This is a genomic window from Limnohabitans sp. 2KL-1 (genome assembly GCF_003063435.1).
GTDB lineage: Bacteria > Pseudomonadota > Gammaproteobacteria > Burkholderiales > Burkholderiaceae_C > Limnohabitans_A.
Genome location: NZ_NESL01000010.1, coordinates 1 through 23,017 on the forward strand (window position 1 = coordinate 1; position 23,017 = coordinate 23,017).

Here is a 23,017-nt window from a genome sequence, read left to right on the forward strand (position 1 = left end):
CCAAAGTGTAGCAAATGGCAGGTCGCATGACAACGTAACTTGCCAGCACGTATTGCACTCAATATTGCCACTACAAAAAAATCAGAAGATCAGTTGCAAGTGCTTGATTTTGTTGAGGCCGGAGGCGAAAAAGGGCGAAAAATCGGGATTTGGTGTCGAACTCGGGCTTGCAGCTTTGCACGTCCTCAGACTCTCACTCTCGTTCGGTCCTTCACGGTCTCCATCCGGCCTTGTGGGCCTCGTACTGCCGCTACTACGACCTCTGCTGACTTCTCGCTCCGGCTCAAGCCGTCGCCCTTTCAGGCACAAGGCGAGATCTCCCCAGGTAAGGGTCGCACACCTTCATCGCACAACCGCCGCATTTACGCCACCTCGCCTTGGTCACAAGAGCTTTGCAGTAATGGGCCTGCTCGCCCTGCTTGGCAACGCCTTCTATACGGTTCTTGTTCATCGGCTCACGATTTACGCTCCACGCTTCCTTCCCACGCTCGGTCACCCTCACGCAGTTGCGCTTCGCTTTGCTCACTGTGACCAGCTCGCAGCGGGACTTGCACCCGCAGGTGTGCGCCCATGCTGGGCGCACCCCAAAAAGAAGACCCGCATACGCGGGTCTTCTTTTGTCATCTGCACACCGGTTTAAATGCCGATGGCACCCCCGTCTTTGCGTGTCACGATGAAGGTCGATGAACGAGGGCGCTTGGTCGAGCCTGTGGTTGTCTGGCTGTCAGGCCAGGCACTGGTCGGCGCAGCCAAACTGCCGTTTTCACCAGGGTGCTGCACGTTGCAGAACATGGTTTTACCGTCCGGCGTCACGGCCACACCCGTGATCTCGCAATCCTTGGGGCCGACCAGGAATCGGCGCACGGTGCTGTCTGTGGCGTTGGCACCTTTGATGGTGGCGGTACCGCCTGCTGCCGTGGCTTTACCGCCATCGCCCACTTTGCCCGGTACGGCGGCCAGCATCATGCAGTTGGTGACGTCGGTATAAGCCCCGTCATCGGTCTGGATCCAGAGCATGCCGCGTGGATCGAAGTACAAACCATCCGGGCTGGAAAAATCATTGACAGCCGTCAGGCCCGACAAGTTGACGTCTGCGGCTGCTTTTTCTTCGGCGGCAAACAGGTAGATGTCCCAGTCGAACTTGGTCGCGGCCACACTGCCTGCGTTCTCTTTCCAACGGATGATGTGACCGTGCGGGTTGCCCTTGTTGGTCTTGGTACTGCCATCGGCATTGGTGTATGTGTCGCTGTAGTAACGTGGGTTGGCAGCATCCGGCTTGAGCTGCACGCCCGTCGGGGTCGCTGCCGGGTCAATGCGGTTGCTGTTGTTGGTGAGGGTCATGTAGGCCTCGCCATTGAGAGGGTTCACGGCACCCCACTCAGGTCGGTCCATCTTGGTCGCGCCCAAGCTATCGGCCGCCAAGCGGGCGTTGATCACCACGTCGCCTTGGTTGGCAAAGGCATACAGGGCATTGGTGCTGTCCAGGCCGTTCTTGCCATGGGTCAACTCCAGCCAGGCACCCGTGCCATCGGCGTTGAACTTGGCCACGTACAAAGTGCCTTCGTCCAGGTATTTGGCGCCTGCAGCCAAGCCGCCATTGACATCGCTGGCGCTCCACAAGGCTTTGGAGACAAACTTGTAGATGTATTCGTTGCGCGCATCGTCGCCTTGGTACATCACGATGGGTTGTCCGACCACAGCGGGGGCAGGCCATGCGCCTTCGTGGTTGAAGCGGCCCAAAGCCGTGCGTTTGACGGGCACCGAGGTGTTGTTGAACGGATCGATTTCAACCACCCAGCCAAAGTTGTTGGCCGTGTTGCGGTAATCTTCTGCAGCGCTGGCACCCACTACAGACGAGGACCAGCGCACGAACAAGTCATCGCTACCTGCGGTGTCCCACTGGTAGGGGCTTTTGCGGTTTTCAGGCAAACCATAACGCTTGAGCGAGACCACATCCTTGGCGTCGCGCTTAACGTCATCACCAGCCGCCCGGCCCACCACGTTGAGCCAGTTTTCTTCGCAGGTCAAGTAGGTGCCCCAAGGCGTGTAGCCGTTGGCGCAGTTGTTGTTGGTGCCTCGGGTTTTGGTGCCATCAGCAGAAAATTTGGTTTTCAGCAGGTCATTGCCTTTGGCAGGGCCAGCAAACGCCATTTCGGTGGCCGATGTGATGCGGCGGTTGAATTTGGAGCCACGCACCATGCCCATGTCATTGCCAGTGGTGCGCTTGACTTCTGCCACGCTCACGCCGTGGGCATAGATTTCCTTTTCGACTTCACTGGGTACGCGAGCAGCACCAGCAGTCATGCCAGCCGGGTGCAGCGCATAGGGCTGAACCACATACTCATGGTTCACGCACAGCAAGCCACGATCCGATCGGTTGGCATCGAACTTGCCGTCTTCGGACAACCCAAAGAAATACATGCCATCGTGACCATCTCCGATGCGGCGGTTGTAAGAGTCGGCCGTTTCGCTGCCATCGTTTTTCCAAGATGCGTCGCCATAGTGCAACGGATCTCCCAACGAATGAAGAATGCTGACCTGGTAGCCCTCTGGCACGGTCACCACGTCATTTTTGTTCTTGGCCACAGCGGAAAAACCAAGTGCCAATGCCGAGGCAACGTCCGTGGCATCTGTACCGCCACAGGCGGTCAGACCGAACCCGCCCAGCAACGCGGTGGTGGTCACACCCACGCCACCTTTGAGCGCTTGGCGACGGCTGAGACGAACGGCCAACAAGTCATTCATGTGCAAGTTGGATGAAGCATTGACAACCGCGTTGTCGTCGTATTCGTTATGGTCGCTCATGAGCATTCCTTGAGTTGAAAAGATTAGATGATTGTGGAAATGCATGTTGTCATTGCTGTGAAAATCACATGAAGATTTCATGACACCCTTGGCCATCAGACGCGCTCACCACGCCCCCAAAGCACGGGCACAATGGCAACATGCAAAGACCCATTCCTTTCATTGCCCCTGAAGTGTTTGATGATGCCGATGCCGCCCTGCAGCGGGTGCAGGCCATATACGAGCAAAGCCTGAACCACCTGCGCGACGCGATGCGCCGCTATGTGGCGGGCGAGCCCATGGTGGACAAAATCCGCGCCTGCTACCCCTTTGTGCGGCTGCAAACCACCACCGGCTGGGTACCCCCCCAAAACCTGGAGGCCGAATGGTTGAGCTACGGCTTTGTGGCCACCGCAGGGCGCTACGAAACCACGCTGACGCGCCCCGACCTGTTTGCCGTGTACCTGCGCCAGCAGTTTGCATTGCTGCTGGCCAACCACGGCGTGGCACTCGAAGTGGGCACCAGCCAGTTGCCGATTCCGGTGCATTTTTCGTTTGCCGAGAACGACCACATTGAAGGCGAGATGAGCGCCGAGCGCCGCGCCCAGATGCGCGAGGTGTTTGACCTGCCCGATCTGACGGCCATGGACGACGGCATTGCCAACGGCACCTACGAGCCCGCGCCCGGCCAGTGCGCACCGCTGTCACTGTTCACCGCGCCGCGCATCGACTATTCACTGCACCGGCTGCGCCACTATTGCGGCACCAATCCGGCGCACTTTCAGAACTTTGTGCTGTTCACCAATTACCAGTTTTACATTGACGAGTTCATCGCACTGGGCCGCGCCGAGATGGCCAAGGCGGACAGCCCTTATGTGGCCTTTGTGGAGCCGGGCAACGTGGTCACGCGCCGCGTGGGCCTGAGCGCCCAAGCCGAAGACGCCTTGGGCGCGGCCCCGCCACGCCTGCCGCAAATGCCGGGCTACCACCTGGTGCGCGAAGACCACAGCGGCATCACCATGGTCAACATCGGGGTCGGCCCGGCCAACGCCAAGACCATCACCGACCACATCGCGGTGCTGCGACCGCACAGCTGGCTGATGCTGGGCCACTGCGCGGGTCTGCGCACCACGCAGCAGTTGGGCGACTACGTGCTGGCCCACGCCTATGTGCGCGAAGACCATGTGCTCGACGAAGAACTGCCGCTGTGGGTGCCGATCCCGGCACTGGCCGAGATTCAGGTCGCACTGGAGCGTGCAGTGTCCGAGGTCACGGGTTGTCATGGTGCGGACCTCAAACGACTCATGCGCACCGGCACCGTGGCCAGCACCGACAACCGCAACTGGGAACTGTTGCCCGACAACACACCGCAGCGCCGCTTCAGCCAGAGCCGAGCCGTCGCGCTCGACATGGAAAGCGCCACGATCGCCGCCAACGGGTTCCGCTTTCGGGTGCCCTATGGCACCTTGCTGTGCGTGAGCGACAAGCCGCTGCACGGCGAGATCAAGCTACCCGGCATGGCCAACCACTTTTACCGTGAGCGGGTGAACCAGCACCTGCAGATCGGCATCCGCGCATTGGAGTTGCTGCGCGCCGCAGGCCCGGCCCAACTGCACAGCCGCAAGCTGCGCAGCTTTGCCGAGGTGGCGTTTCAGTAAAACGTCTGCCGACTCTGCTCCCTCACCCCATCGCCAGACACCCGAAAGACAGCGGGGTCAAAGCCTCAACCCTACAATGGCATGATGAAAATCCTCTTCGTTGCCGACCCTCTTGAGTCCTTCAAAATTTACAAGGACACCACGTTTTCGATGATGCGCGAAGCGCAAAAGCGCGGCCACCAGGTCGTGGCTTGCGAGATGACCGATGTGCGCTGGCAGCAAGGCGAAGCGGTATCGGCGCAGGTGCGCGAAATTCGACTGACAGGCGACCCAACAACCTGGTTCACCGAAACGAGCACCGGCCGCGCCGCATTGAAAGAGTTTGATGCGGTGGTCATGCGCAAGGACCCGCCCTTTGACAGCGAATACTTTTACGCCACCCACCTGCTGGGTCAGGCCGAGCGCGAAGGCGCCAAGGTCTTCAACAGCCCGGCCGCGCTGCGCAACCACCCCGAAAAACTCGCCATCATGGAGTTTCCTCAATTCATTGCGCCGACCTTGGTCACGCGCAACGAGGCGGACATCCGCGAATTCCACGCCACGCACGGCGACATCATCCTCAAGCCCCTGGACGGCATGGGCGGCATGGGCATCTTCAAAGTCGGCGCAGACGGTCTGAACCTGGGCGCGATCATTGAAACGCTCAACCGGGATGGCGCGCAGACCGTGATGGTGCAAAAGTTTTTGCCTGGCATTGCACAAGGCGACAAGCGCGTGCTCTTGATTGGCGGCAAACCCGTGCCTTTTTGCCTGGCACGTATTCCGCAAGGCGGCGAGGTGCGTGGCAATTTGGCTGCGGGTGGCAAGGGCGTGGCCCAGCCGATTTCGGCACGCGACCGCGAAATCGCAGAAGCCTTGGGTCCGATCCTGTTTGCGCGCGGACTGATGCTGGTGGGCTTGGACATCATTGGCGACAGCCTGACCGAGATCAACGTGACCAGCCCGACCTGCTTTCAAGAAATCACAGACCAGATGGGTTGCGATGTGGCGGCGCTGTTCATGGACGCGGTGGAAGCTGCGCTTTAAGCGCTGCGCCTTGAAGCCCGGTCAACCCGTCTGTCGGACCTGAAGGTCCGACCTACCCTTTCAGATCGCCGTCTTCAAAGGTGTACAAGCGCCCTGGCTCAAAGGCCACCCAGGCTTCGTCGGTGGTCAGCGGGGCGGTGACCACCACCGCCACCCGATCGGTCTCACGGGTGTGATCGGCAAAATTCACACTCAAATCGTCATCACTCAACGTCGCCTGCGTGAATGGGTGTCTGCGCAACACATAGTGCAGGTTGGTGGTGGCATGCGCCCACAGCGCCTGCCCGTTGGACAACAAGAAATTGAAAGTGCCAAACCGGGCAATTTGCGGCACCAGCTCGCGCAAAGTCAATGACAACTCCGCCACGCTCGGCACGCTGGCGTGCGACTTGGCCAGCTCTTGCATAAGCCAGCAAAACGCACGTTCGCTGTCGGTCTGGCCCACGGGCTTGAAGCTGCCGTGCAGGCGCGGCGCGTAGTCCACCAGATTGCCGTTGTGCGCAAACACCCAGTATCGGCCCCAAAGTTCACGCACAAAGGGGTGGCAATTTTCCAGGCTCACCACGCCTTGCGTGGCCTTGCGGATGTGGGCAATGACGTTGCGGCTTTTGATCGGGTAACGGCGAATCAGCTCGGCAATGGGTGAGCTGCTGGCGCTTTGGTGGTCCACAAAGTGGCGCACACCCTGTCCTTCAAAAAAGGCGATGCCCCAGCCGTCGCCGTGGTGGTCGGTGTTGCCCCCGCGCTGCGCAAAGCCGCTGAAGCTGAAGGTCACATCGGTCGGGGTGTTGCAGTTCATGCCGAGCAGTTGGCACATGGTTCAGTCCTTGGCGGCCACAACCGTGGATTCGCCCATTTTCCACGCGGCCAGCAAGGCGAGCGCGGTGATCACAGCAAGGAATTCAAAGGTCTCGTTAAAGGCCCGCAGACCTGCTGCGCCGCCGGCCACGGACCCCACAGCCTGCTGCGAAGCGGCATGGACCGCCAAACGCCACTCCAGCACGATGGCGCAAATGCTCACACCGGCCGCGCCGCCCAGCATGCGGGCAAAACCGATCACGCTGGAAGCCTGCGGGATCAGATCCTTGGGCAAGCCACGCAAAGCGCCCAGATTGAGCGAAGGCAAGATGAAGCCCAGGCCAATGCGACCCAGGATCACCAAGAACCACAACAAGGTCAGGCCCGCCGCCGGGTGCACCAGCGGCATGAGCGCAAACGACAGCGCCAGCAAGGCCAGGCCCCAGCTCACCCAATGGGCCGGAGGAAAACGGTTGGACAAACGCCCCACCACCGCGATGGTCACGGCCAGCAAAATACCCGCCGGCAGCAAAGCCGCGCCAATGTAGGACGGCGACAAACCCAGGCCCATCTGCATGTAAACCGGCAGCAAATACGTGGAGCCAAACAGCGCGATGCCATAGGTGAAAGACACCAGCGACCCCATGGCGAAGTTACGGTGGCCAAACACCTGCAGGTTCATGAGTGGGCCGCGCGGCACCTGACGCACTGGCTGCGCTGTCATGCCCTGACGCGACGCTTTGTGTGCGGCAGTGCGACGGGCATGCCGGCGCGGCTGCAACAAATACCGCTGCCAGGCGACAAACACCGCCATGCCCACACCCGCCAGCGCCAGCAACACCACAGCCACCGTGTCGTCGTCACCGCGCAATTGCACCAAACCATTGAGCAGCATCAAGGTCGACGCGCTGGCCAGCGCCAGCCCGATCCAGTCCAGGCCCGGGCTGTCGGCATCGGCCTGCACACCGCCTGGGGCCGATGTGGGCACGTAGCGGCGCGACAGCCACAGCCCCACCATGGCCAGCGGTACCACCATGAAAAAGATCGAACGCCAGCCGAACACATCGACCAGCACGCCGCCAATGCTGGGGCCAATGGCCGGTGCCAGCACCACACCCATGCCAAACAAACTGCTGGCACGGCCCTGCTCTTCGGGTGCAAAAGCTCGCAAGATGATGATGGCGGGTATGGGTTGCACCACGCCTGCAGCCAAGCCCTCGGCCACGCGTGCGGCCATGACCAGCGGGAAATCGTTGGCAAAACCGCCCACCACGCCGCCGCCCAACAGCAGCCACATGCAGACCTCGTAAACCCGGCGATAGCCATAACGCGACAACAGCCAAGGGGTGGTCAGCATGGACACCGTCATCGCCACCATGAAGCCCGAGGTGACCCACTGCACCCGGCTTTGGCCCAGCGTGAAGTGCTGGCTCATGTCGGGAATGGCCACGTTCATGATGGTCGACGACATCACCGCCGCCATGGAGCCCAACATGACCGACAGCAGCAGCAACCAGCGATGGCGTTCGCCGTAGCGGGACCTGAGCGCCTGCAGGCTGTGGGGGTCTTGGGCCTGGGTCATGCGCCCTCGCCCTGGAGTTTGACTTTGGAGATGTCTTCGGATGCGGCCACACAAGCCGCGCAAATGCAGGCCTTGTGGCGCGCCTCTTCGGGCACTTGCTGGAGCAAATCGGCACTGAACTGCACGCGCGTGCACCAGCAGGGGGGCGCAGACGCGGCCTCGGCCTTGATCGTGGCGCTCGCCAATGCCATGGCACAAGCGTTGGACTGGCCACACAGGGGGCAGCGGCAAGGGTCAACAGCAGAACTTTGACGCATCATGGGCGTGGCACTCAATTTTTGCCCTGACGGCGACGCTGCGTATCACGCCAAAGGCGCGTCATCAACACCGCCATGGGCGCGTTGTGCAAGAAAAAATCAAAGATGTCGATGGGTCGGCTCAAGCCGCCTTCGGTGAGCATGCGCCACTTTTCGACCAGATGCGGCTCAGGCACAAAAGGTGCCCCTGCCAAATAAACAGCAATGGCCACCAACCACATCATGGGAATACGATCTATCCAGCGCATCGCGCCCTCCAAAAGCCCTATTTTCAGTCATCCTCGCTCAGCGGCTCAAGGCATCGGCAAAACATCGCCAGAAAGTACCGTAGCCGACCGCACACGGCTCCCGCAGGCCCATGCCGAATTGTTCATACGCCGAGCGGCGGTCGTTGCGCAGGCAGGTCTGGGGCAAGGCCGCCAGTTACAGCGCCGTCACGCGGTCCACCGCGTTGCGCGCCTGCTGGCGGTCGATCGTGATGAGGGTCACCGGGCCTTGCCGGGTCACCTGAACTTCGGTGGGTGTCATGGGCATGACTCAGGCGGGGTAAGCGCGTTGCAAGATGGCATCCACCGCCAGCGAATGGGTGTCGATGCTGCCCACCACGCGTCCCCATTGCGGATCGAAGCGCGTCTGGATGAAGGCATCGGCCACCGCCGTGGGCGCATGGCGCAACAACAAACAGGCTTGCGCAAGCAGCACCAGCCGCTCACAAAATCGGCGGCCCAGGGCTTCAAGCTGCTCGGGCGGCTCGCGCAGCATGGCCAGCAGGCTTTGCAGCGCCTCTCGCAAGCGCGTGTCGTCCCCCACACACTGCCCCAGGTCTAGCAGCAAGGCCTGGGCCAGATCAGGCTCCTTGCCAATGGCCCGCATCACGTCCAGACACATCACGTTGCCCGAGCCTTCCCAGATCGAATTGACCGGGGCCTCGCGGAACAGACGGCCCATGACACCGTCGTCCACATAGCCATTGCCGCCAAAGATTTCCATGGCCTCGCCAGTGATCTCCACCGCCCGCTTGCAGACCCAGAACTTGGCGGCGGGCGTCATCACCCGCTTCCAAGCTTTTTCTAGCGGGCTGTCATCGCGCTCGTAGGCCTGCGCCAGCCGCATCATCAGCACCATGTTGGCTTCGTTTTCCAGTGCCAGATCGGTGAGCACCGCACGCATCAGGGGCTGATCGACCAGCAGGCGGCCAAAGGCCTTGCGCTGGCGGGCATAGGCCAAGCCTTGCACCAGGCCCTGGCGCACCATGGCGGCGCTGCCGACCACGCAGTTCAGGCGCGTGTAGGTGGCCATCTCGATGATGGTGGGGATGCCGCGCCCCGGCTCACCCATCAGGATGCCGTGGGCATCCTTGAACTCGACTTCGCTGCTGGAGTTGCTGCGGTTGCCCACCTTGTTCTTGAGCCGCTGGATTTCAATCGGGTTCTTGCTGCCATCAGGCCGCCAGCGCGGCACGAAAAAGCAGCTGGGGCCGCCATCCGCCGTGCGCGCCACCACCAAGTGGGCGTCGCACATGGGGGCCGAAAAAAACCACTTGTGGCCGCGCAAAGTGAACTCGCGTTCGCCCTGACCTGTGGGCGTGGCGGTGGTGGTGTTGGCACGCACGTCGGAGCCGCCTTGTTTTTCCGTCATGCCCATGCCCACCCAGATGGATTTTTTGCGCTCCAGTGGCGCATCGCGTTCGTCGTGGTCGGGGCTGAGCAACTTGTCCTTCAGCGCGGCCCACAAGGCGGGTTCGCGCTGGACGAGGGGGATTACCGCCTGCGTCATGGTGGCAGGGCACAGCGTGCCCGCTTCCACCTGACCGTGCAGGTAAAAACCAGCGGCCCAGGCCGACCAACGCCCGGGGCGCTCGTCGGCAAAGGGCATGGCGATCAAGCCTTGACCCCGGTACAGCGCCATCAGCTGGTGCCAGGCGGGGTGGAACTCGACATGGTCCACGCGCCGCCCACGGGCGTCGAAGGATTTCAACTCAGGCGTGTGGCGGTTGGCCTGATCGGCCAGGGCATATGTCTCGGCTTGGCCCAGCGTGGCGCCATAGCGGTCCAGTTGGGGCACAAAAGCATCCGCCCCGGCCCGCGCCAGCGCTTCGCGCAAAGGCGTGTCGGTGGCCAGCAGGTTGTAGTTTTGCAGCTCGTCGAACTGGTTGGTGATCTCGTGGGTTTGCCAGGTCATGGGTTGCCTCCGTTGGGCCCTTGGGGCTTGTTTTGTGTGACGGTCAGTCTAGAGGAAACACCTGCGCACGGGGAGCGGGTTTTAACGGAGCGTGTGTGTGCCGATGCGCGCACCAAAGCGTCGGGGCTGAAGCCACCGACCTTTGGCCCGCCCTTGGCGTGAGCCCGCATTCACAAGGTTGATCTTTCGAGTTTTTATGCACACACACTTTCTTGGCATTGACATCGCCAAATCCAAGTTCGACTGCGCTTTGCTGCGCCCCGACGGCAAAGTTCGCAACAAAGTTTTATCCAACAACGCTCTGAGCTTTGCCCAATTGCTCGCCTGGCTCGATGCCCACGGCGTCCCCTCTGGCGAGCTGAGTCAGCTGCACGTTTGCATGGAAGCCACAGGCATCTATTGGGAGGCTTTGGCCGAGTTCCTGTGCGACCAGGGCATCGTTGTCAGCGTCATCAATCCTGCGCAAATCAAGGCTTACGGGGCCTCTCGCCTGATGCGCTCCAAGACAGACAAGATCGATGCGAACTTGATTGCCCACTTCGCCAAAGAGCGCACGCCTGCGCCTTGGGCGGCTGCCGCCCCGCATGAGCGGGTCCTGCGCAGCCTGGTGCTTCGCCTGGAAGCGCTGCAAAACATGCTTACCCAAGAGTGCAATCGGCTGCAAGTGGCCAACCCGGCCGTGCAGCCGCAAATTCAAAACCACATCGACTGGCTCAATGCCGAGATCAAGGCGCTGGCCAAGCTGATCAAAGACCATATCGACAAACACCCCGATTTGCGCCAAAAGCGGGACTTGCTGGACAGCATTCCCGGGATAGGAGAGCGCACTTTGGCCATCATGCTGGCCTACTTCGGCTCAGCGGAGCAATTTGACAATGCACGCAAGGCAGTGGCCTTTGTGGGGCTAGACCCCAGGCAGCACGAGTCTGGCTCCAGCGTCAAAGGCAAACCCCGAATGTCCAAGGTCGGTCATGCCTTTGTCCGAAAAGCCTTGTACATGCCTGCCATGGCTGCTTTGTACAAAACGGACTGGGGCAAGCGTTTCAGAGAACGCTTGGCCAGCGCAGGCAAACCGCCCAAACTGATCATTGGAGCCATGATGCGCAAGCTCATTCATGTGGCTGTTGGTGTGCTCAAGTCGAACAAACCGTTCAACTCGGCACTTCACGGCGCTTGACACGCATCACAGTATCTACAAACTGCCTTGTAGGTCGACGGCTTCAGCCCCGACAAGCTGGCCTCAATGATCGAGGAAAGATCAGGCCGCTTTGACCTTCAAACGCCAAGCGTGCAGCAAAGGTTCGGTGTAGCCGCTGGGTTGCGCCTTGCCTTTGAAGACCAGGTCACAAGCGGCTTTGTAAGCCGCTGACTTGGCGAAGTTGCCGGCCATCTTTTTGTACTCGGGGTCTCCAGCGTTCTGGCCGTCGACCACGGCGGCCATGCGCTCCATGGTGGCTTTGACCTGCTTTTCGGTCACCACGCCGTGGTGCAACCAGTTCGCCATGTGCTGGCTGGAAATGCGCAGCGTGGCGCGGTCTTCCATCAGGCCCACGCCGTTGATGTCGGGCACCTTGGAGCAGCCCACGCCCTGGTCAACCCAGCGCACCACATAACCCAGGATGCCTTGGGCGTTGTTGTCGAGTTCTTTTTGCTTGTCTTCTTCAGACCAGTTGGCGGCGTCTTTGGCGACCACAGGGAACTGCAACAAAGCGTTGAGCGTGTCTTCGCGCAGTTCTTTGGGGTCTTGCTTGGCGACAGCCTTTTCCATCTGCTTTTGCAGCGCAGGCACGTCCACTTGGTGGTAGTGCATGGCGTGCAAGGTGGCGGCGGTGGGGCTGGGTACCCAGGCGGTGTTGGCACCGGCCAGGGGGTGACCGATTTTGGCCTTGAGCATGTCGGCCATCAGGTCGGGCATGGCCCACATGCCTTTGCCGATCTGGGCACGGCCGCGCAGGCCGCAGGCCAGGCCCACGTTGACGTTGTTCTTCTCGTAAGCGCCCAGCCAAGTGCTGTTCTTGATGTCGCCCTTGCGCATGACGGGGCCGGCCAACATGCAGGTGTGCATTTCGTCGCCCGTGCGGTCGAGGAAGCCGGTGTTGATGAAGGCCACGCGGCTCTTGGCAGCGGCAATGCAGGCCTTGAGGTTGGCGCTGGTGCGGCGCTCTTCGTCCATGATGCCCAGCTTGACGGTGGAGGGCTTCATGCCGATGACTTTTTCGACACGGCCAAACAACTCGTCGGCAAAGGCCACTTCGGCGGGGCCGTGCATCTTGGGCTTGACGATGTAGACGCTGCCGGTGCGGCTGTTGCGCAGGGGGTGCGAAGACTTTTTCTGCAAGTCGACCAAGGCGCAGGTCACGGTGACCATGGCGTCCAGGATGCCCTCGGGGATCTCTTTGGTGCTGCCGTCAGCGGCTTTGTAGAGGATGGCGGGGTTGGTCATCAGGTGACCGACGTTGCGCACAAACATGAGCGAACGGCCGTGCAATTTCACGGTGCCTTTGCCCGTGGGCTTGGTGTATTCGCGGTCACCGTTCATGGTGCGGGTGAAAGTCTTGCCGCCCTTTTGCACTTCTTCGCTCAGGGTGCCTTGCAAAATGCCCAACCAGTTGGCATAGGCCAGCACTTTGTCGTCGGCGTCCACCGCAGCCACCGAGTCTTCGAGGTCGAGGATGGTGGACAAAGCGCTTTCAGCGATCAGGTCGGACACGCCAGCCGGGTCGGTCTTGCCGATAGGGGTAGTCTTGTTGATTTGCAGGTCGAGGTGGATGCCGTTGTGCACGAACAGCACCGAGGCGGGGGCCTTGGCGTCACCGGTGTAACCGACAAACTGCTTGGCATCGGCCAGGGTGGAATTTTTGCCATTGGCCAGGGTCACGACCAGCTTGCCCGCTTTGACGGCGTAGCCCTTGCTGCCCACATGCGAGCCGGTCTTCAGAGGTGCAGTGCGGTCGAGCACGTTGCGGCAGTAGTCGATGACTTTGGCGCCGCGCTGGGGGTTGTAGCCCGAGCCTTTTTCGCAGCCGTCGGCTTCGCTGATGGCGTCGGTGCCATACAGCGCGTCGTACAAGCTGCCCCAACGGGCATTGGCGGCGTTCAGGGCGTAACGGGCGTTCAAGATCGGCACGACCAACTGAGGGCCTGCCAACTTGGCGAGCTCGGCGTCCACGTTGGCGGTGGTGGCTTGGGCGTTGCGGGGCTCGGGTACCAAGTAGCCGATTTGGCTCAGGTATTTGCGGTAGGCCTTCATGGCTTTGGCATCGCTGACCGGACCGGGGTTGGCGGTGTGCCACGCGTCCATGGCGGTCTGGATGCGGTCACGCTCGGCCAGCAGGGCGATGTTTTTCGGGGCCAAGTCGGCCACGATGTCGTTGAAGCCTTTCCAGAACTTGTCTTGGTCCACGCCGGTGGCGGGCAGCATCTGGTCGTTGATGAAACTCAGCAAGGGATTGGCCACTTGCAGGTTATGGATCGCGGTGCGTGCAGTCATGGAAACCTCTGGGGTCAAGTCAAAAAAATCGGGCATGGCCGGGGTGCGCAACAGGCAAGCCGCACGACGACCAACATGGTGAAACACTCTATTCTAAATTTAGACGCAGATAAACCCGCCCAAAATTCATAGACCCATGACTTTTAAGCACAAATGCAGGTTTGGAATTCTGGGGTCTGGCCCTCACCGAAGACCAGAAGGCCCTGCGTCTCGGGTCGGACCATCGGCTGCGTGCTGCGGTTTAATTCACCCATGACACGCCACCCCACCCCCGAAGTTTTGATCAGCGAAGTTGGCCCGCGCGATGGCCTGCAATCGGTCCAGGCCACGATGGCCACCGCCGACAAGCTGCGCTGGATCGACGCACTGGCGGCGGCTGGCTTGCGAGAGATCGAAGTGGCTTCTTTCGTGCCCGCTCAACGGCTGCCGCAAATGGCCGATGCAGCGCAGGTGGTGCAGCATGCGCTGCGTCACACGGGCGTGCGCATCATGGCCCTGGTGCCAAATGTACGCGGCGCGCAGGCCGCGCTGGTCGCCGGCGCACAAAAGCTGACCTTGCCGGTGTCGGCCAGCCCCGCCCATTCGATGGCCAATGTGCGCAAAACGCCTGAGGCCATGGTCGCAGAGGTGCGCGCGGTGTTGCGGCTGCGCGACGAGATGGCGCCCGGCGTGCCGGTCGAAGTCGGCATGTCCACCGCCTTTGGCTGCACCTTGCAAGGCCTGGTGCCCGAAGACGATGTGCTGCGCTTGGCCGTGCAACTGGCCGAGGCAGGCATAGACGAAATTGGCCTGTCGGACACCACCGGCATGGGTAACCCGGCGCAGGTCAGCCGCTTGTTCAAAGCACTGCAGCGCGAAATCGGTGCACTTGCAGGGGCCGCCCACATGCACAACACCCGGGGCCTGGGCCTGGCCAATTGTCTGGCCGCTTACGACGCCGGCGTGCGCACGTTTGACAGCTCGCTCGGTGGCCTGGGGGGCTGCCCTTACGCCCCGGGCGCTTCGGGCAATGTGGTGACCGAAGACCTGGTCTTCATGTTCGAGGCCATGGGCGTGAGCACAGGCATTGACCTGGACAAACTCATGGCCGCACGCGAGCCCCTGGAAACCGGACTGCCCGGCGAGCCGCTGTATGGCATGACACCCGAGGCGGGACTGCCCAAGGGCTGGTCAAACCGCTGAGTTGGCCCTTTCCCCTGCCCTTGCCCTGGCCTTTGCATAACGGCCGCATGTGGCGCTACCGCTCTCAGCGCGCTCTGTGCACAGCGCCAGCAAAACACATGGATTTGCGCACCAATCACCGGTCATTTCGCCAAAATTCCAAACCTGAACCCGCATAATCGGGTCGCATGGACAAGCTCAAAGCCTTCGAAACCTTTGTCTCGGTTGCCACCAAAGGCAGCCTGACCGCTGCAGCCCGGGCCGAGGGGGTGGCCCCGGCCATCATCGGCCGCAGGCTCGATGCGCTGGAAGAAAGCCTGGGCGTGAAGCTGCTGGTGCGCACCACCCGGCGCATCACCCTAACCCACGAAGGCAGCGCTTTTCTGGAAGATTGTCAGCGCTTGCTCTCTGATGTGGCCAATGCGGAGGCCAGCGTGTCGGCGGGTGGCGTCAAAGCCAGCGGGCATTTGCGCATCACCGCCCCGGCCGGATTCGGCCGCCGCCATGTGGCCCCGCTGGTGCCGCGCTTTCGCGAGCTGCACCCCGATGTGTCGATTTCGCTGAACCTGAGCGACCGGGTGGTGGACCTCGCGGCCGAAGGTTTTGACTGCGCGGTGCGCGTGGGCGATCTGCCCGATTCATCACTGGTGAGCGTGCGCATGGCCGACAACCGGCGGTTGTGTGTGGCCACGCCGGACTATCTGGCAAAACGGGGCACCCCTTTGCAGCCCTCAGACCTGCTGCAACACGACTGCCTGACGCTGTCGAGCGATGCCTCGCAAACCCGGGGCTGGGCCTTTCGCAACCCGAGCGACGGCGGCCACGACGTGGTGCACCTGCGCCCGGGCGGGCCTCTCGATTGCTCGGACGGCCAAGTGCTGCACGACTGGTGCCTAGCGGGCTACGGCATCGCCTGGCGCAGCACCTGGGAAGTGGAAAGCGAAATCCGCTCGGGCCAGCTGGTGGCGGTGCTGGAAGACTTTGCCGCACCCCCGAACGGGATTTTTGTGGTGTTCCCCCAGCGCAAGCACCTGCCGCTGCGGGTGCGGCTGTGGATCGACCACCTCAAACACCACTACGCCCAGCCCGGTTACTGGCAGGCTCAGGTGACGCAAAGCTGAATGCGCCAGCCAAGACTCCGTTATTGCGGCATTCACTGCTGCGCGACACCGAAATCCTGAGCAACCATGAATTGGCAGCTGCAGCGTGGGCCGGTTCACAAACGCAGGCAAACACTCACATCCGCATGGCCAAGAGGGCAAAGAAGGCCAAAACCCTCAGCGCACAAAAAAGCCCGGACATGTCCGGGCCGATGGTCTGAGGGGCGCTGACGCGATCAATGCCTTGAGGCATTCGACCACGCCAGGTGCCAGGCGCGTCACTTTTTCAGGCATTCAGACATGAAGGCCTTGCGCTCATCGCCTTTTTTACCGGCCGCGTCGGCGTTGCAGGTTTTCATCTTGTTTTGCTGCTTTTCCTGCTTGTTGGCGCTCAGGCAGTCTTTCATGAAGGCCTTGCGCTCATCGCCCTTTTTGCCTTCGGCTTCCTTGTTGCAGGTCGCCATTTTGTTTTGTTGCGGGGTTTTTTCAGCTGCTGGCGACGAGGCCGCCGCCGCAGGAGCGGCTGCTGGCTTGACGGGATCGGCCGCAAAAGCCATGCCAGAGAACAGGGCCAAGCCCAGCGCAACGGTTGTGATGGAATGACGCATGAATGAACTCCAAAAAAATGATCAACAGACAAAGGACACTGCAAACAGGTGCAGGCTCCCGATTAACGCGCCAAATCGCAGGCCTGTCGACACCAGTTGTGACCAACTGTAATAGCCGCACATAAATCCGCCTTGACACTGTACTCCCGCCCGGATACTTAGCCCGGCCCCGTAAAATCGCGCCCTATGCTTTCTGCCAAACAACATTTGCTCACGGCCCTGGCCGCCGAGCTGGAAAAACTCCAAACCGGTGCGGGTGCGCGCGCGGCCTTCGAATCGCCCAAAGTGGCCGCCCATGGCGACCTGGCCTGCACCGCCGCGATGCAGCTGGCCAAAGCCCTGAAGCAAAACCCCCGGCAGCTGTCCGAAACCCTGCGCAGCGCCTTGCTGGCCACCCCCGCTTTCGAGCGCTGGGTGGACGCGATAGAGATTGCCGGGCCCGGCTTCATCAACATCCGTCTGAAAGACGCGGCCAAACAGGCCGTGGTGCACGAAGTTCTGCAAGCGGCCGAATGCTTTGGCGATCAGCCCGCCAAGGCCGACAAAGTGCTGGTCGAGTTCGTCTCGGCCAACCCCACCGGCCCCTTGCATGTGGGCCACGGCCGCCAAGCAGCCCTGGGCGACGCCATTTGCAACCTGCTCGCCACACAAGGCCAACAGGTTTACCGCGAGTTTTATTACAACGACGCGGGGGTGCAGATCGGCACGCTGGCCAACTCCACCCAGCTGCGCGCCAAGGGCTTCAAGCCGGGCGATGCCGAGTGGCCCAGTGGCGAAAATGCACCGGCGTACAACGGCGACTACATCCAGGACATCGCCAACGACTTTCTGGCGAAGAAAACCGTCAAGTCGGACGACCGCGAGTTCACGGGCAGCGGCGATGTGAACGATCTGGACGGCATGCGCCAGTTCGCCGTGGCCTACCTGCGCCACGAGCAGGACCTGGACTTGAAGGCCTTCGACGTCCAGTTCGACAACTATTACCTGGAGTCGAGCCTCTACACCAGCGGCAAGGTGGATGCCGCCGTGCAAAAACTGCGCGAAGCCGGCAAGACCTACGAGCAAGACGGCGCGCTGTGGCTGAAATCCACCGATTACGGCGACGACAAAGACCGCGTGATGCGCAAGGGCGACGGCAGCTACACCTACTTTGTGCCCGATGTGGCCTACCACATCACCAAGTGGGAGCGCGGCTTCACCCGCGTGGTCAACATCCAGGGCACCGACCACCACGGCACCATTGCCCGCGTGCGCGCAGGCCTGCAAGCGGCCAACGTCGGCATCCCCGAGGGCTACCCAGACTATGTGCTGCACACCATGGTGCGCGTGATGCGCGGAGGTGAAGAGGTCAAGATCTCCAAGCGCGCGGGCAGCTACGTCACGCTGCGCGACCTGATCGAGTGGACCAGCAAGGACGCGGTGCGTTTCTTCCTGCTCTCGCGCAAGCCCGACACCGAATACATCTTCGACATCGACTTGGCGCTGGCGCAAAACAACGACAACCCGGTGTACTACGTGCAGTACGCGCATGCGCGCATCTGCTCGGTGTTGGCGGCCTGGAAAGACAAGGACGGGGGCGATGTGTCCACACTGGCCAACGCCGACTTGTCGCCACTGCAAAGCCCGCAGGCCCACGCCCTGATGCTGGCCCTGGCCAAGTACCCCGAGATGCTGACGTCTGCGGCCACCGACTTTGCGCCGCACGATGTGACCTTCTACCTGCGCGACCTGGCTTCGCTGTACCACAGCTACTACGATGCCGAGCGCATCTTGGTGGACGACGAAGCGGTCAAAAAAGCCCGCCTGGCCTTGGTGGCTGCCACGGCACAAGTGCTGCGCAACGGCTTGAAGGTGTTGGGCGTTGGCGCACCGCAAAAAATGTGAATGGATCGGCCATGACCTTGAAATCTCAACGCGGGGGCACATTTTTGGGCTTCATCATCGGCTTGGTGCTGGGGCTGGCTGTGGCGTTGGCCGTGGCCATTTACGTGACCAAAGTGCCCACGCCTTTTTCCAACAAAAATCAGCCTCGCAGCAGCGCACAAGATGTTCAGGAAAGCCAGAAGAACAAGGACTGGAATCCGAACGGGGTGCTGCAGCCCAAGGCCCCGGCAGAGGCACCGGCCCTGCCTGAACCGAAAGCAGCGGCCTTGGACGACAAACCCAAAGAAAAAACCGCAGAAAAAGCCCTCGACAAACCGCCTTCGGAACCGGCCCGCCCGGAGCCTCGCCCCGCCGTGACCGCTGACCCGCTGGGGGAACTGGCCAAATCCAAATCTGCCTTGGCGACACCGGCCACGCCCAGCAGCGCAAGCGATCCTTTTGACTACGTGATCCAGGCGGGTGCCTACCGCACCAACGCCGATGCCGACGCGCAAAAAGCCAAACTGGCCCTGATGGGCTTGGACGCCAGAGTTTCTGAGCGAGATCAAGCCGGTCGCATCGTCTACCGCGTACGCTTGGGTCCGTTTGAAGACAAGAATGTGGCCGAACGCATCCGGACCAAACTCGAAGCCAGCGGCGTCGAAAACACGCTGGTTCGCGTGCAACGCTGAATTTTCAATCTTCACCGCGCCCGCATGGGCATTGCCAAACCCTGGAGCACTTATGAAACGCCGTTTATTTGCAACCACCTTGCTCAGCGCTGGTGCCGGACTGAGCAGCCTGTCCGCTTGGGCACAACAAGCCTTCAAGGCGGGCAAGGATTACATCGCCCTGGAGCGCCCTCTGGCCACCGAAGCAGGCACAGGCAAGACGGAGGTACTGGAGTTTTTCTGGTACAGCTGCCCGCACTGCAATGCCTTCGAGCCCGCCTTTGCCCAATGGGTGAAAAATGCCCCCAAAGACGTGGTGGTACGACGAGTGCCTGTTGCCTTCCGCGATGACTTCGTTCCGCAACAGCGCCTTTACTACACGCTCGAGGCGATGGATCTGGTTGAAAAAATGCACGGCCGCGTCTTCACCGCCATCCACGGTGAAAAACTCATGCTCAATACCGATGCCGCCATTTTGGCTTGGGCCGAAAAACAGGGCATTGACAAAGCCAAGTTCACAGAAACCTACAAATCTTTTGGCGTGGCCACCAAAATCAAACGGGCGGTTCAGTTGCAAAACGATTTCAAGATCGAAGGTGTGCCCTCTTTTGGTGTCGCGGGCCGTTACTACGTTGATGGCACTTTGGCCGGCAGCATGGACCGCGCAGTGAAAGTGGTCGAGTCGCTGATTGCCCAAAGCCGCCAAGCCCGCTGAAGCGAGCACCCGCTCGCTGACCCAGCGGCAAAAAGCCCGCCCTGTTGGCGGGCTTTTTTCTGCCAGCGACCGCTATTTCGGCCTCGCAAGCAGACCGACCGATGGCACTTGCACCTACAATCAGAATGTTTCACAGCAAGATTCATGCCCTCCAAACCATTCCCACCCCTTCGATTGGCTGCACAGCTGCTTTTGGCACTGAGCGCGTGCCTGTTGGCCCTGCCCAGCCTGGCAGAAAAAGCCGATCGCGACAAACCCATGCAGATCGAAGCCGACAGCATGCGCCACGACGAGGCCAAGCTGTTGACCCAATTCTCGGGGCAAGTGGTCGCCACCAAAGGCACCTTGGTGTTGCGCGCAGCACGCATGGATGTGCAGCAAGACGCGCAAGGCAGGCAAGTGGCCAAACTCTGGGCCACACCCCCGGCACGGGTGTTCTTCCGACAAAAACGTGAAGGCCTGGACGAATACACCGAAGGCGAGGCCGAGTCGGTGACCTATGACAGCCAGGCGGACATGGTCACCTTGAGCCAGCGGGCCGAAGTGCGGATTTTGCGTGCGCGCCAAGTGGCAGACCAACTGCAAGGCCACACCATCGTGTTCAACAACACCACCGAAGTGATGACGGTCGATGGGCAGACGCCCGGCACATCACCCGCCCGCGATCAACGGGTTCGGGCCATCCTGACACCGCGCACAAAACCACCCGCCACCCCGGACGCGACGCCCGCAACCACGTTGCGCAGCAGCCCTCAGCTGGCACCCCAAGCCAAACCATGACCGAAACCGTCCCTCTGAGCCGACTGCAAGCGCGGCATCTGAAAAAAGCCTATGGCAGTCGCAAAGTAGTGCACGACGTGTCGGTCCAAGTGGACAAGGGCGAAGTCGTGGGTTTGCTTGGTCCCAACGGCGCAGGCAAAACCACATCGTTCTACATGATCGTGGGCCTGGTGCGGGCCGATGGGGGGCAGATCCTGATCGACGGCCAGGACGTCACGCGCATGCCGATCCACAAGCGCTCGCGCATGGGCTTGTCCTACCTGCCGCAAGAAGCCTCGATTTTTCGCAAGCTGTCGGTGGCCGACAACGTGCGGGCCATTTTGGAGTTGCAGACCGATGCGGATGGAGCGGCGCTCAAAAGCGCCGAGGTGGAAAAACGCCTGACCGAATTGCTGAACGATTTGCGCGTCGAACATTTGCGCGACTCGCCTTCCGTGGCCTTGTCAGGCGGCGAACGCCGCCGCGTGGAAATTGCCCGCGCCTTGGCCACCGACCCGCGCTTCATTTTGTTGGACGAGCCCTTTGCCGGCATCGACCCGATTGCCGTGATCGAGATCCAGCGCATCATCGCCTTCCTCAAGCAGCGCGGCATTGGCGTGCTGATCACCGACCACAATGTGCGCGAGACGCTGGGCATTTGCGACCACGCTTACATCATCAGCGAAGGCCGTGTGCTGGCCCAGGGCACGCCCGACGAGATCGTGGCCAACGCCGATGTGCGCCGGGTGTACCTGGGCGAACACTTCAGGATGTGATGAGCAAATCCCGCGTATTTGACATGAAAGCACGGCAATGAGACCCGGTCTGTCGCTGCGCATGTCCCAGCACCTGGCGCTCACGCCCCAGTTGCAACAGTCGATCCGCCTTCTGCAGCTGTCCACCCTCGAGTTGTCGCAAGAAGTCGATCAGATGCTGGACGACAACCCCTTTCTGGAACGCGCCGAAGAAGAAGCGCCTGCCGAGGCCTTTGGCCTGGAGCAGGCCGACACCCACGTCAGCCTGGGCGACCGGGTCAGCGAAAGTGCCAGCACATCCAGCAGCAGCGAGGACAACGCCAGCGAAACCCGCGACGAAGCGGTGACCGATGTGGCCGAAAGCTGGGACGGTGACGGCAGCGTGGACATGCGCCCCGACGACAGCGAATGGGGCGGCGACGCCACCCCGCGCCAAAACAACGGAGAAGAAACCGCCGACGCCATCGACCTGGCCCGCAGCAGCGGATCGCTGACCGACTTTTTGCACCGACAGGCCTTGTCGCTGCGCCTTTCTGAGGTGGACCGTGCAGCCCTGCGCTTTCTGATCGAGTCGCTCAACGACGACGGCTACCTGACCGACACCTTGCCCGAGCTGGCCGCCGGTCTGGCGGGCAGCGATGACTACGAACAAATCGACGAGTTGGTGCACCGCTTCACGGTGGCGCTGGGCTTGCTGCAGTCGCTCGAACCGGTGGGGGTGGGAGCGCGCAATCTGGCCGAATGCCTGCGCATCCAGATCAAGGCGCATCTGCAGGACGCACCCGGCGACGATGTAGCGCAGGCGGCGCTGGCCATTTGCGCCCAGCCGCTGGAGATGCTGGCCAAGCGCGACTACAAACGTTTGGCGGTGGCCTGTGGCCTGAGCGAAGCCGTGGTCAAAGCCGCGATCCCCTTCATCGCCCGGCTCGAACCCAAGCCCGGTCGCCCCTTTGTGCAGGCCGAGCAAAACATCATCATTCCCGACGTGCTGGTGGTGAACACCAGCAAGACGGCCACGCCCAAATTCCGCATCCAGCTCAACCCCGACGTGATGCCCAAGCTGCGCGTACACGACATCTATGCCAACGCCTTACGCGGCGGCAAAGGGGATAACCACGCGGGCCTGCAGCAACGCCTGCAAGAAGCCCGCTGGTTCATCAAGAACATCCAGCAGCGCTTTGACACCATCTTGCGCGTGTCCACCGCCATCGTGGAGCGGCAGAAAAACTTCCTCACGCACGGCGAACTGGCCATGCGCCCGCTGGTGCTGCGCGAGATCGCGGACGAGCTGGGCATGCACGAGTCCACCATCAGCCGCGTGACCACGGCCAAATACATGTCCACGCCGCAAGGCACGTTTGAGCTGAAGTATTTCTTTGGCTCGGGCCTGGGCACCGACAGCGGCAGCGCGGCGTCGAGCACCGCCGTGCGGGCGCTCATCAAGCAGTTTGTCGCCGCTGAAAAACCCACCAAGCCCCTGTCAGACAACCAGATTTCCGAGATGCTGAAAGAGCAAGGCATCGACTGCGCCCGCCGCACGGTGGCCAAGTACCGCGAAGCCCTGAAGATCGCGCCCGCCAACCTGCGCAAAACCCTTTGAGAGTATTTG

At 61.5% G+C, this 23,017-nt stretch carries 20 protein-coding genes; 11 read left to right on the top strand and 9 right to left on the bottom strand.

Translation table 11 applies throughout. From position 1 onward, the window contains the following. Positions 1-636: 636 nt before the first annotated feature. The gene (locus tag B9Z47_RS15550) at positions 637-2,805 is read right to left on the bottom strand and encodes a PhoX family phosphatase (protein ID WP_108332189.1); all 2,169 of its coding nucleotides are present in this window, start codon (positions 2,803-2,805) and stop codon (positions 637-639) included. Positions 2,806-2,945: 140 nt separating this feature from the next. Between B9Z47_RS15550 and B9Z47_RS15555 the strand changes: the two genes are divergently transcribed. Together B9Z47_RS15555 and gshB are read left to right on the top strand one after the other, a co-directional pair. Next, on the top strand, positions 2,946-4,442 hold the full coding sequence (locus B9Z47_RS15555) for an AMP nucleosidase (protein WP_108332146.1): 1,497 nt from the start codon (positions 2,946-2,948) through the stop codon (positions 4,440-4,442). A gap of 84 nt (positions 4,443-4,526) precedes the next feature. Further along, the gene (gshB, locus tag B9Z47_RS15560) at positions 4,527-5,468 is read left to right on the top strand and encodes a glutathione synthase (protein ID WP_108332190.1); all 942 of its coding nucleotides are present in this window, start codon (positions 4,527-4,529) and stop codon (positions 5,466-5,468) included. Positions 5,469-5,520: 52 nt separating this feature from the next. Here gshB and B9Z47_RS15565 read toward each other — a convergent pair whose 3' ends face one another. From B9Z47_RS15565 to B9Z47_RS15590, 6 genes are all read right to left on the bottom strand, one after another. After that, positions 5,521-6,285: a class II glutamine amidotransferase gene (locus tag B9Z47_RS15565; RefSeq protein WP_108332147.1), complete on the bottom strand. Its 765-nt coding sequence runs from the start codon at positions 6,283-6,285 to the stop codon at positions 5,521-5,523. A 3-nt stretch (positions 6,286-6,288) separates the two neighbouring features. Continuing rightward, positions 6,289-7,848, bottom strand: a complete 1,560-nt coding sequence (locus tag B9Z47_RS15570) for an MFS transporter (protein ID WP_108332148.1) — start codon at positions 7,846-7,848, stop codon at positions 6,289-6,291. Continuing rightward, complete coding sequence (locus B9Z47_RS15575; RefSeq protein WP_108332191.1) at positions 7,845-8,105, bottom strand: cysteine-rich CWC family protein; 261 nt, start codon at positions 8,103-8,105, stop codon at positions 7,845-7,847. The genes B9Z47_RS15570 and B9Z47_RS15575 overlap by 4 nt, the downstream gene beginning before the upstream one ends. A gap of 14 nt (positions 8,106-8,119) precedes the next feature. Continuing rightward, positions 8,120-8,353, bottom strand: a complete 234-nt coding sequence (locus tag B9Z47_RS15580; protein WP_233253839.1) for a hypothetical protein — start codon at positions 8,351-8,353, stop codon at positions 8,120-8,122. Positions 8,354-8,390: 37 nt separating this feature from the next. Next, entirely contained in the window at positions 8,391-8,519 is a 129-nt protein-coding gene (locus B9Z47_RS19135; RefSeq protein ID WP_255418474.1) for a hypothetical protein, read from the bottom strand. 123 nt (positions 8,520-8,642) lie between these two features. Continuing rightward, positions 8,643-10,286 (bottom strand): acyl-CoA dehydrogenase family protein, encoded by a 1,644-nt coding sequence (locus B9Z47_RS15590; protein WP_108332150.1) that lies wholly within the window; start codon positions 10,284-10,286, stop codon positions 8,643-8,645. Positions 10,287-10,482: 196 nt separating this feature from the next. Between B9Z47_RS15590 and B9Z47_RS15595 the strand changes: the two genes are divergently transcribed. Then, a complete protein-coding gene (locus B9Z47_RS15595) occupies positions 10,483-11,463 on the top strand; it encodes an IS110 family transposase (protein WP_108332151.1) in 981 nt (326 codons plus the stop codon). An 81-nt stretch (positions 11,464-11,544) separates the two neighbouring features. Here the strand turns inward: B9Z47_RS15595 and B9Z47_RS15600 are convergent, their stop codons facing one another. Then, positions 11,545-13,776 (bottom strand): malate synthase G, encoded by a 2,232-nt coding sequence (locus B9Z47_RS15600; protein WP_108332192.1) that lies wholly within the window; start codon positions 13,774-13,776, stop codon positions 11,545-11,547. A gap of 252 nt (positions 13,777-14,028) precedes the next feature. Between B9Z47_RS15600 and B9Z47_RS15605 the strand changes: the two genes are divergently transcribed. Together B9Z47_RS15605 and B9Z47_RS15610 are read left to right on the top strand one after the other, a co-directional pair. Further along, entirely contained in the window at positions 14,029-14,958 is a 930-nt protein-coding gene (locus B9Z47_RS15605) for a hydroxymethylglutaryl-CoA lyase (protein WP_108332152.1), read from the top strand. A 167-nt stretch (positions 14,959-15,125) separates the two neighbouring features. Continuing rightward, the gene (locus tag B9Z47_RS15610; protein ID WP_108332153.1) at positions 15,126-16,058 is read left to right on the top strand and encodes a LysR family transcriptional regulator; all 933 of its coding nucleotides are present in this window, start codon (positions 15,126-15,128) and stop codon (positions 16,056-16,058) included. 257 nt (positions 16,059-16,315) lie between these two features. Here B9Z47_RS15610 and B9Z47_RS15615 read toward each other — a convergent pair whose 3' ends face one another. Further along, entirely contained in the window at positions 16,316-16,645 is a 330-nt protein-coding gene (locus B9Z47_RS15615) for a PsiF family protein (RefSeq protein WP_108332154.1), read from the bottom strand. Between the two features lie 186 nt (positions 16,646-16,831). Here B9Z47_RS15615 and argS point away from each other — a divergent pair, with 186 nt between their 5' ends. The 6 genes from argS (at position 16,832) to B9Z47_RS15645 (ending at position 23,008) form a co-directional block, all read left to right on the top strand. Continuing rightward, positions 16,832-18,529 (top strand): arginine--tRNA ligase, encoded by a 1,698-nt coding sequence (argS, locus tag B9Z47_RS15620; protein WP_108332155.1) that lies wholly within the window; start codon positions 16,832-16,834, stop codon positions 18,527-18,529. A gap of 11 nt (positions 18,530-18,540) precedes the next feature. Next, positions 18,541-19,200: an SPOR domain-containing protein gene (locus B9Z47_RS15625; RefSeq protein ID WP_108332193.1), complete on the top strand. Its 660-nt coding sequence runs from the start codon at positions 18,541-18,543 to the stop codon at positions 19,198-19,200. 52 nt (positions 19,201-19,252) lie between these two features. Next, entirely contained in the window at positions 19,253-19,894 is a 642-nt protein-coding gene (locus tag B9Z47_RS15630) for a thiol:disulfide interchange protein DsbA/DsbL (RefSeq protein WP_108332156.1), read from the top strand. A gap of 144 nt (positions 19,895-20,038) precedes the next feature. Beyond that, complete coding sequence (lptA, locus tag B9Z47_RS15635) at positions 20,039-20,674, top strand: lipopolysaccharide transport periplasmic protein LptA (RefSeq protein ID WP_108332157.1); 636 nt, start codon at positions 20,039-20,041, stop codon at positions 20,672-20,674. Next, complete coding sequence (lptB, locus tag B9Z47_RS15640; protein WP_108332158.1) at positions 20,671-21,429, top strand: LPS export ABC transporter ATP-binding protein; 759 nt, start codon at positions 20,671-20,673, stop codon at positions 21,427-21,429. Before lptA ends, lptB begins: the two co-directional genes overlap by 4 nt. A gap of 37 nt (positions 21,430-21,466) precedes the next feature. Next, positions 21,467-23,008 carry an RNA polymerase factor sigma-54 gene (locus tag B9Z47_RS15645; protein ID WP_108332159.1) on the top strand — a complete coding sequence of 514 codons (1,542 nt, stop codon included), beginning with the start codon at positions 21,467-21,469 and terminating at the stop codon, positions 23,006-23,008. The last annotated feature ends 9 nt before the right edge of the window (positions 23,009-23,017 follow it).

Excerpts from the sequence above, each read along its gene's own strand:
- B9Z47_RS15550 (WP_108332189.1), bottom strand. The coding sequence starts at position 2,805 with ATGAGCGACCATAACGAATACGACGACAACGCGGTTGTCAATGCTTCA.
- B9Z47_RS15555 (WP_108332146.1), top strand. The coding sequence starts at position 2,946 with ATGCAAAGACCCATTCCTTTCATTGCCCCTGAAGTGTTTGATGATGCC.
- gshB (WP_108332190.1), top strand. The coding sequence starts at position 4,527 with ATGAAAATCCTCTTCGTTGCCGACCCTCTTGAGTCCTTCAAAATTTAC.
- B9Z47_RS15565 (WP_108332147.1), bottom strand. The coding sequence starts at position 6,285 with ATGTGCCAACTGCTCGGCATGAACTGCAACACCCCGACCGATGTGACC.
- B9Z47_RS15570 (WP_108332148.1), bottom strand. The coding sequence starts at position 7,848 with ATGACCCAGGCCCAAGACCCCCACAGCCTGCAGGCGCTCAGGTCCCGC.
- B9Z47_RS15575 (WP_108332191.1), bottom strand. The coding sequence starts at position 8,105 with ATGCGTCAAAGTTCTGCTGTTGACCCTTGCCGCTGCCCCCTGTGTGGC.
- B9Z47_RS15580 (WP_233253839.1), bottom strand. The coding sequence starts at position 8,353 with ATGCGCTGGATAGATCGTATTCCCATGATGTGGTTGGTGGCCATTGCT.
- B9Z47_RS15590 (WP_108332150.1), bottom strand. The coding sequence starts at position 10,286 with ATGACCTGGCAAACCCACGAGATCACCAACCAGTTCGACGAGCTGCAA.
- B9Z47_RS15595 (WP_108332151.1), top strand. The coding sequence starts at position 10,483 with ATGCACACACACTTTCTTGGCATTGACATCGCCAAATCCAAGTTCGAC.
- B9Z47_RS15600 (WP_108332192.1), bottom strand. The coding sequence starts at position 13,776 with ATGACTGCACGCACCGCGATCCATAACCTGCAAGTGGCCAATCCCTTG.
- B9Z47_RS15605 (WP_108332152.1), top strand. The coding sequence starts at position 14,029 with ATGACACGCCACCCCACCCCCGAAGTTTTGATCAGCGAAGTTGGCCCG.
- B9Z47_RS15610 (WP_108332153.1), top strand. The coding sequence starts at position 15,126 with ATGGACAAGCTCAAAGCCTTCGAAACCTTTGTCTCGGTTGCCACCAAA.
- B9Z47_RS15615 (WP_108332154.1), bottom strand. The coding sequence starts at position 16,645 with ATGCGTCATTCCATCACAACCGTTGCGCTGGGCTTGGCCCTGTTCTCT.
- argS (WP_108332155.1), top strand. The coding sequence starts at position 16,832 with ATGCTTTCTGCCAAACAACATTTGCTCACGGCCCTGGCCGCCGAGCTG.
- B9Z47_RS15625 (WP_108332193.1), top strand. The coding sequence starts at position 18,541 with ATGACCTTGAAATCTCAACGCGGGGGCACATTTTTGGGCTTCATCATC.
- B9Z47_RS15630 (WP_108332156.1), top strand. The coding sequence starts at position 19,253 with ATGAAACGCCGTTTATTTGCAACCACCTTGCTCAGCGCTGGTGCCGGA.
- lptA (WP_108332157.1), top strand. The coding sequence starts at position 20,039 with ATGCCCTCCAAACCATTCCCACCCCTTCGATTGGCTGCACAGCTGCTT.
- lptB (WP_108332158.1), top strand. The coding sequence starts at position 20,671 with ATGACCGAAACCGTCCCTCTGAGCCGACTGCAAGCGCGGCATCTGAAA.
- B9Z47_RS15645 (WP_108332159.1), top strand. The coding sequence starts at position 21,467 with ATGAGACCCGGTCTGTCGCTGCGCATGTCCCAGCACCTGGCGCTCACG.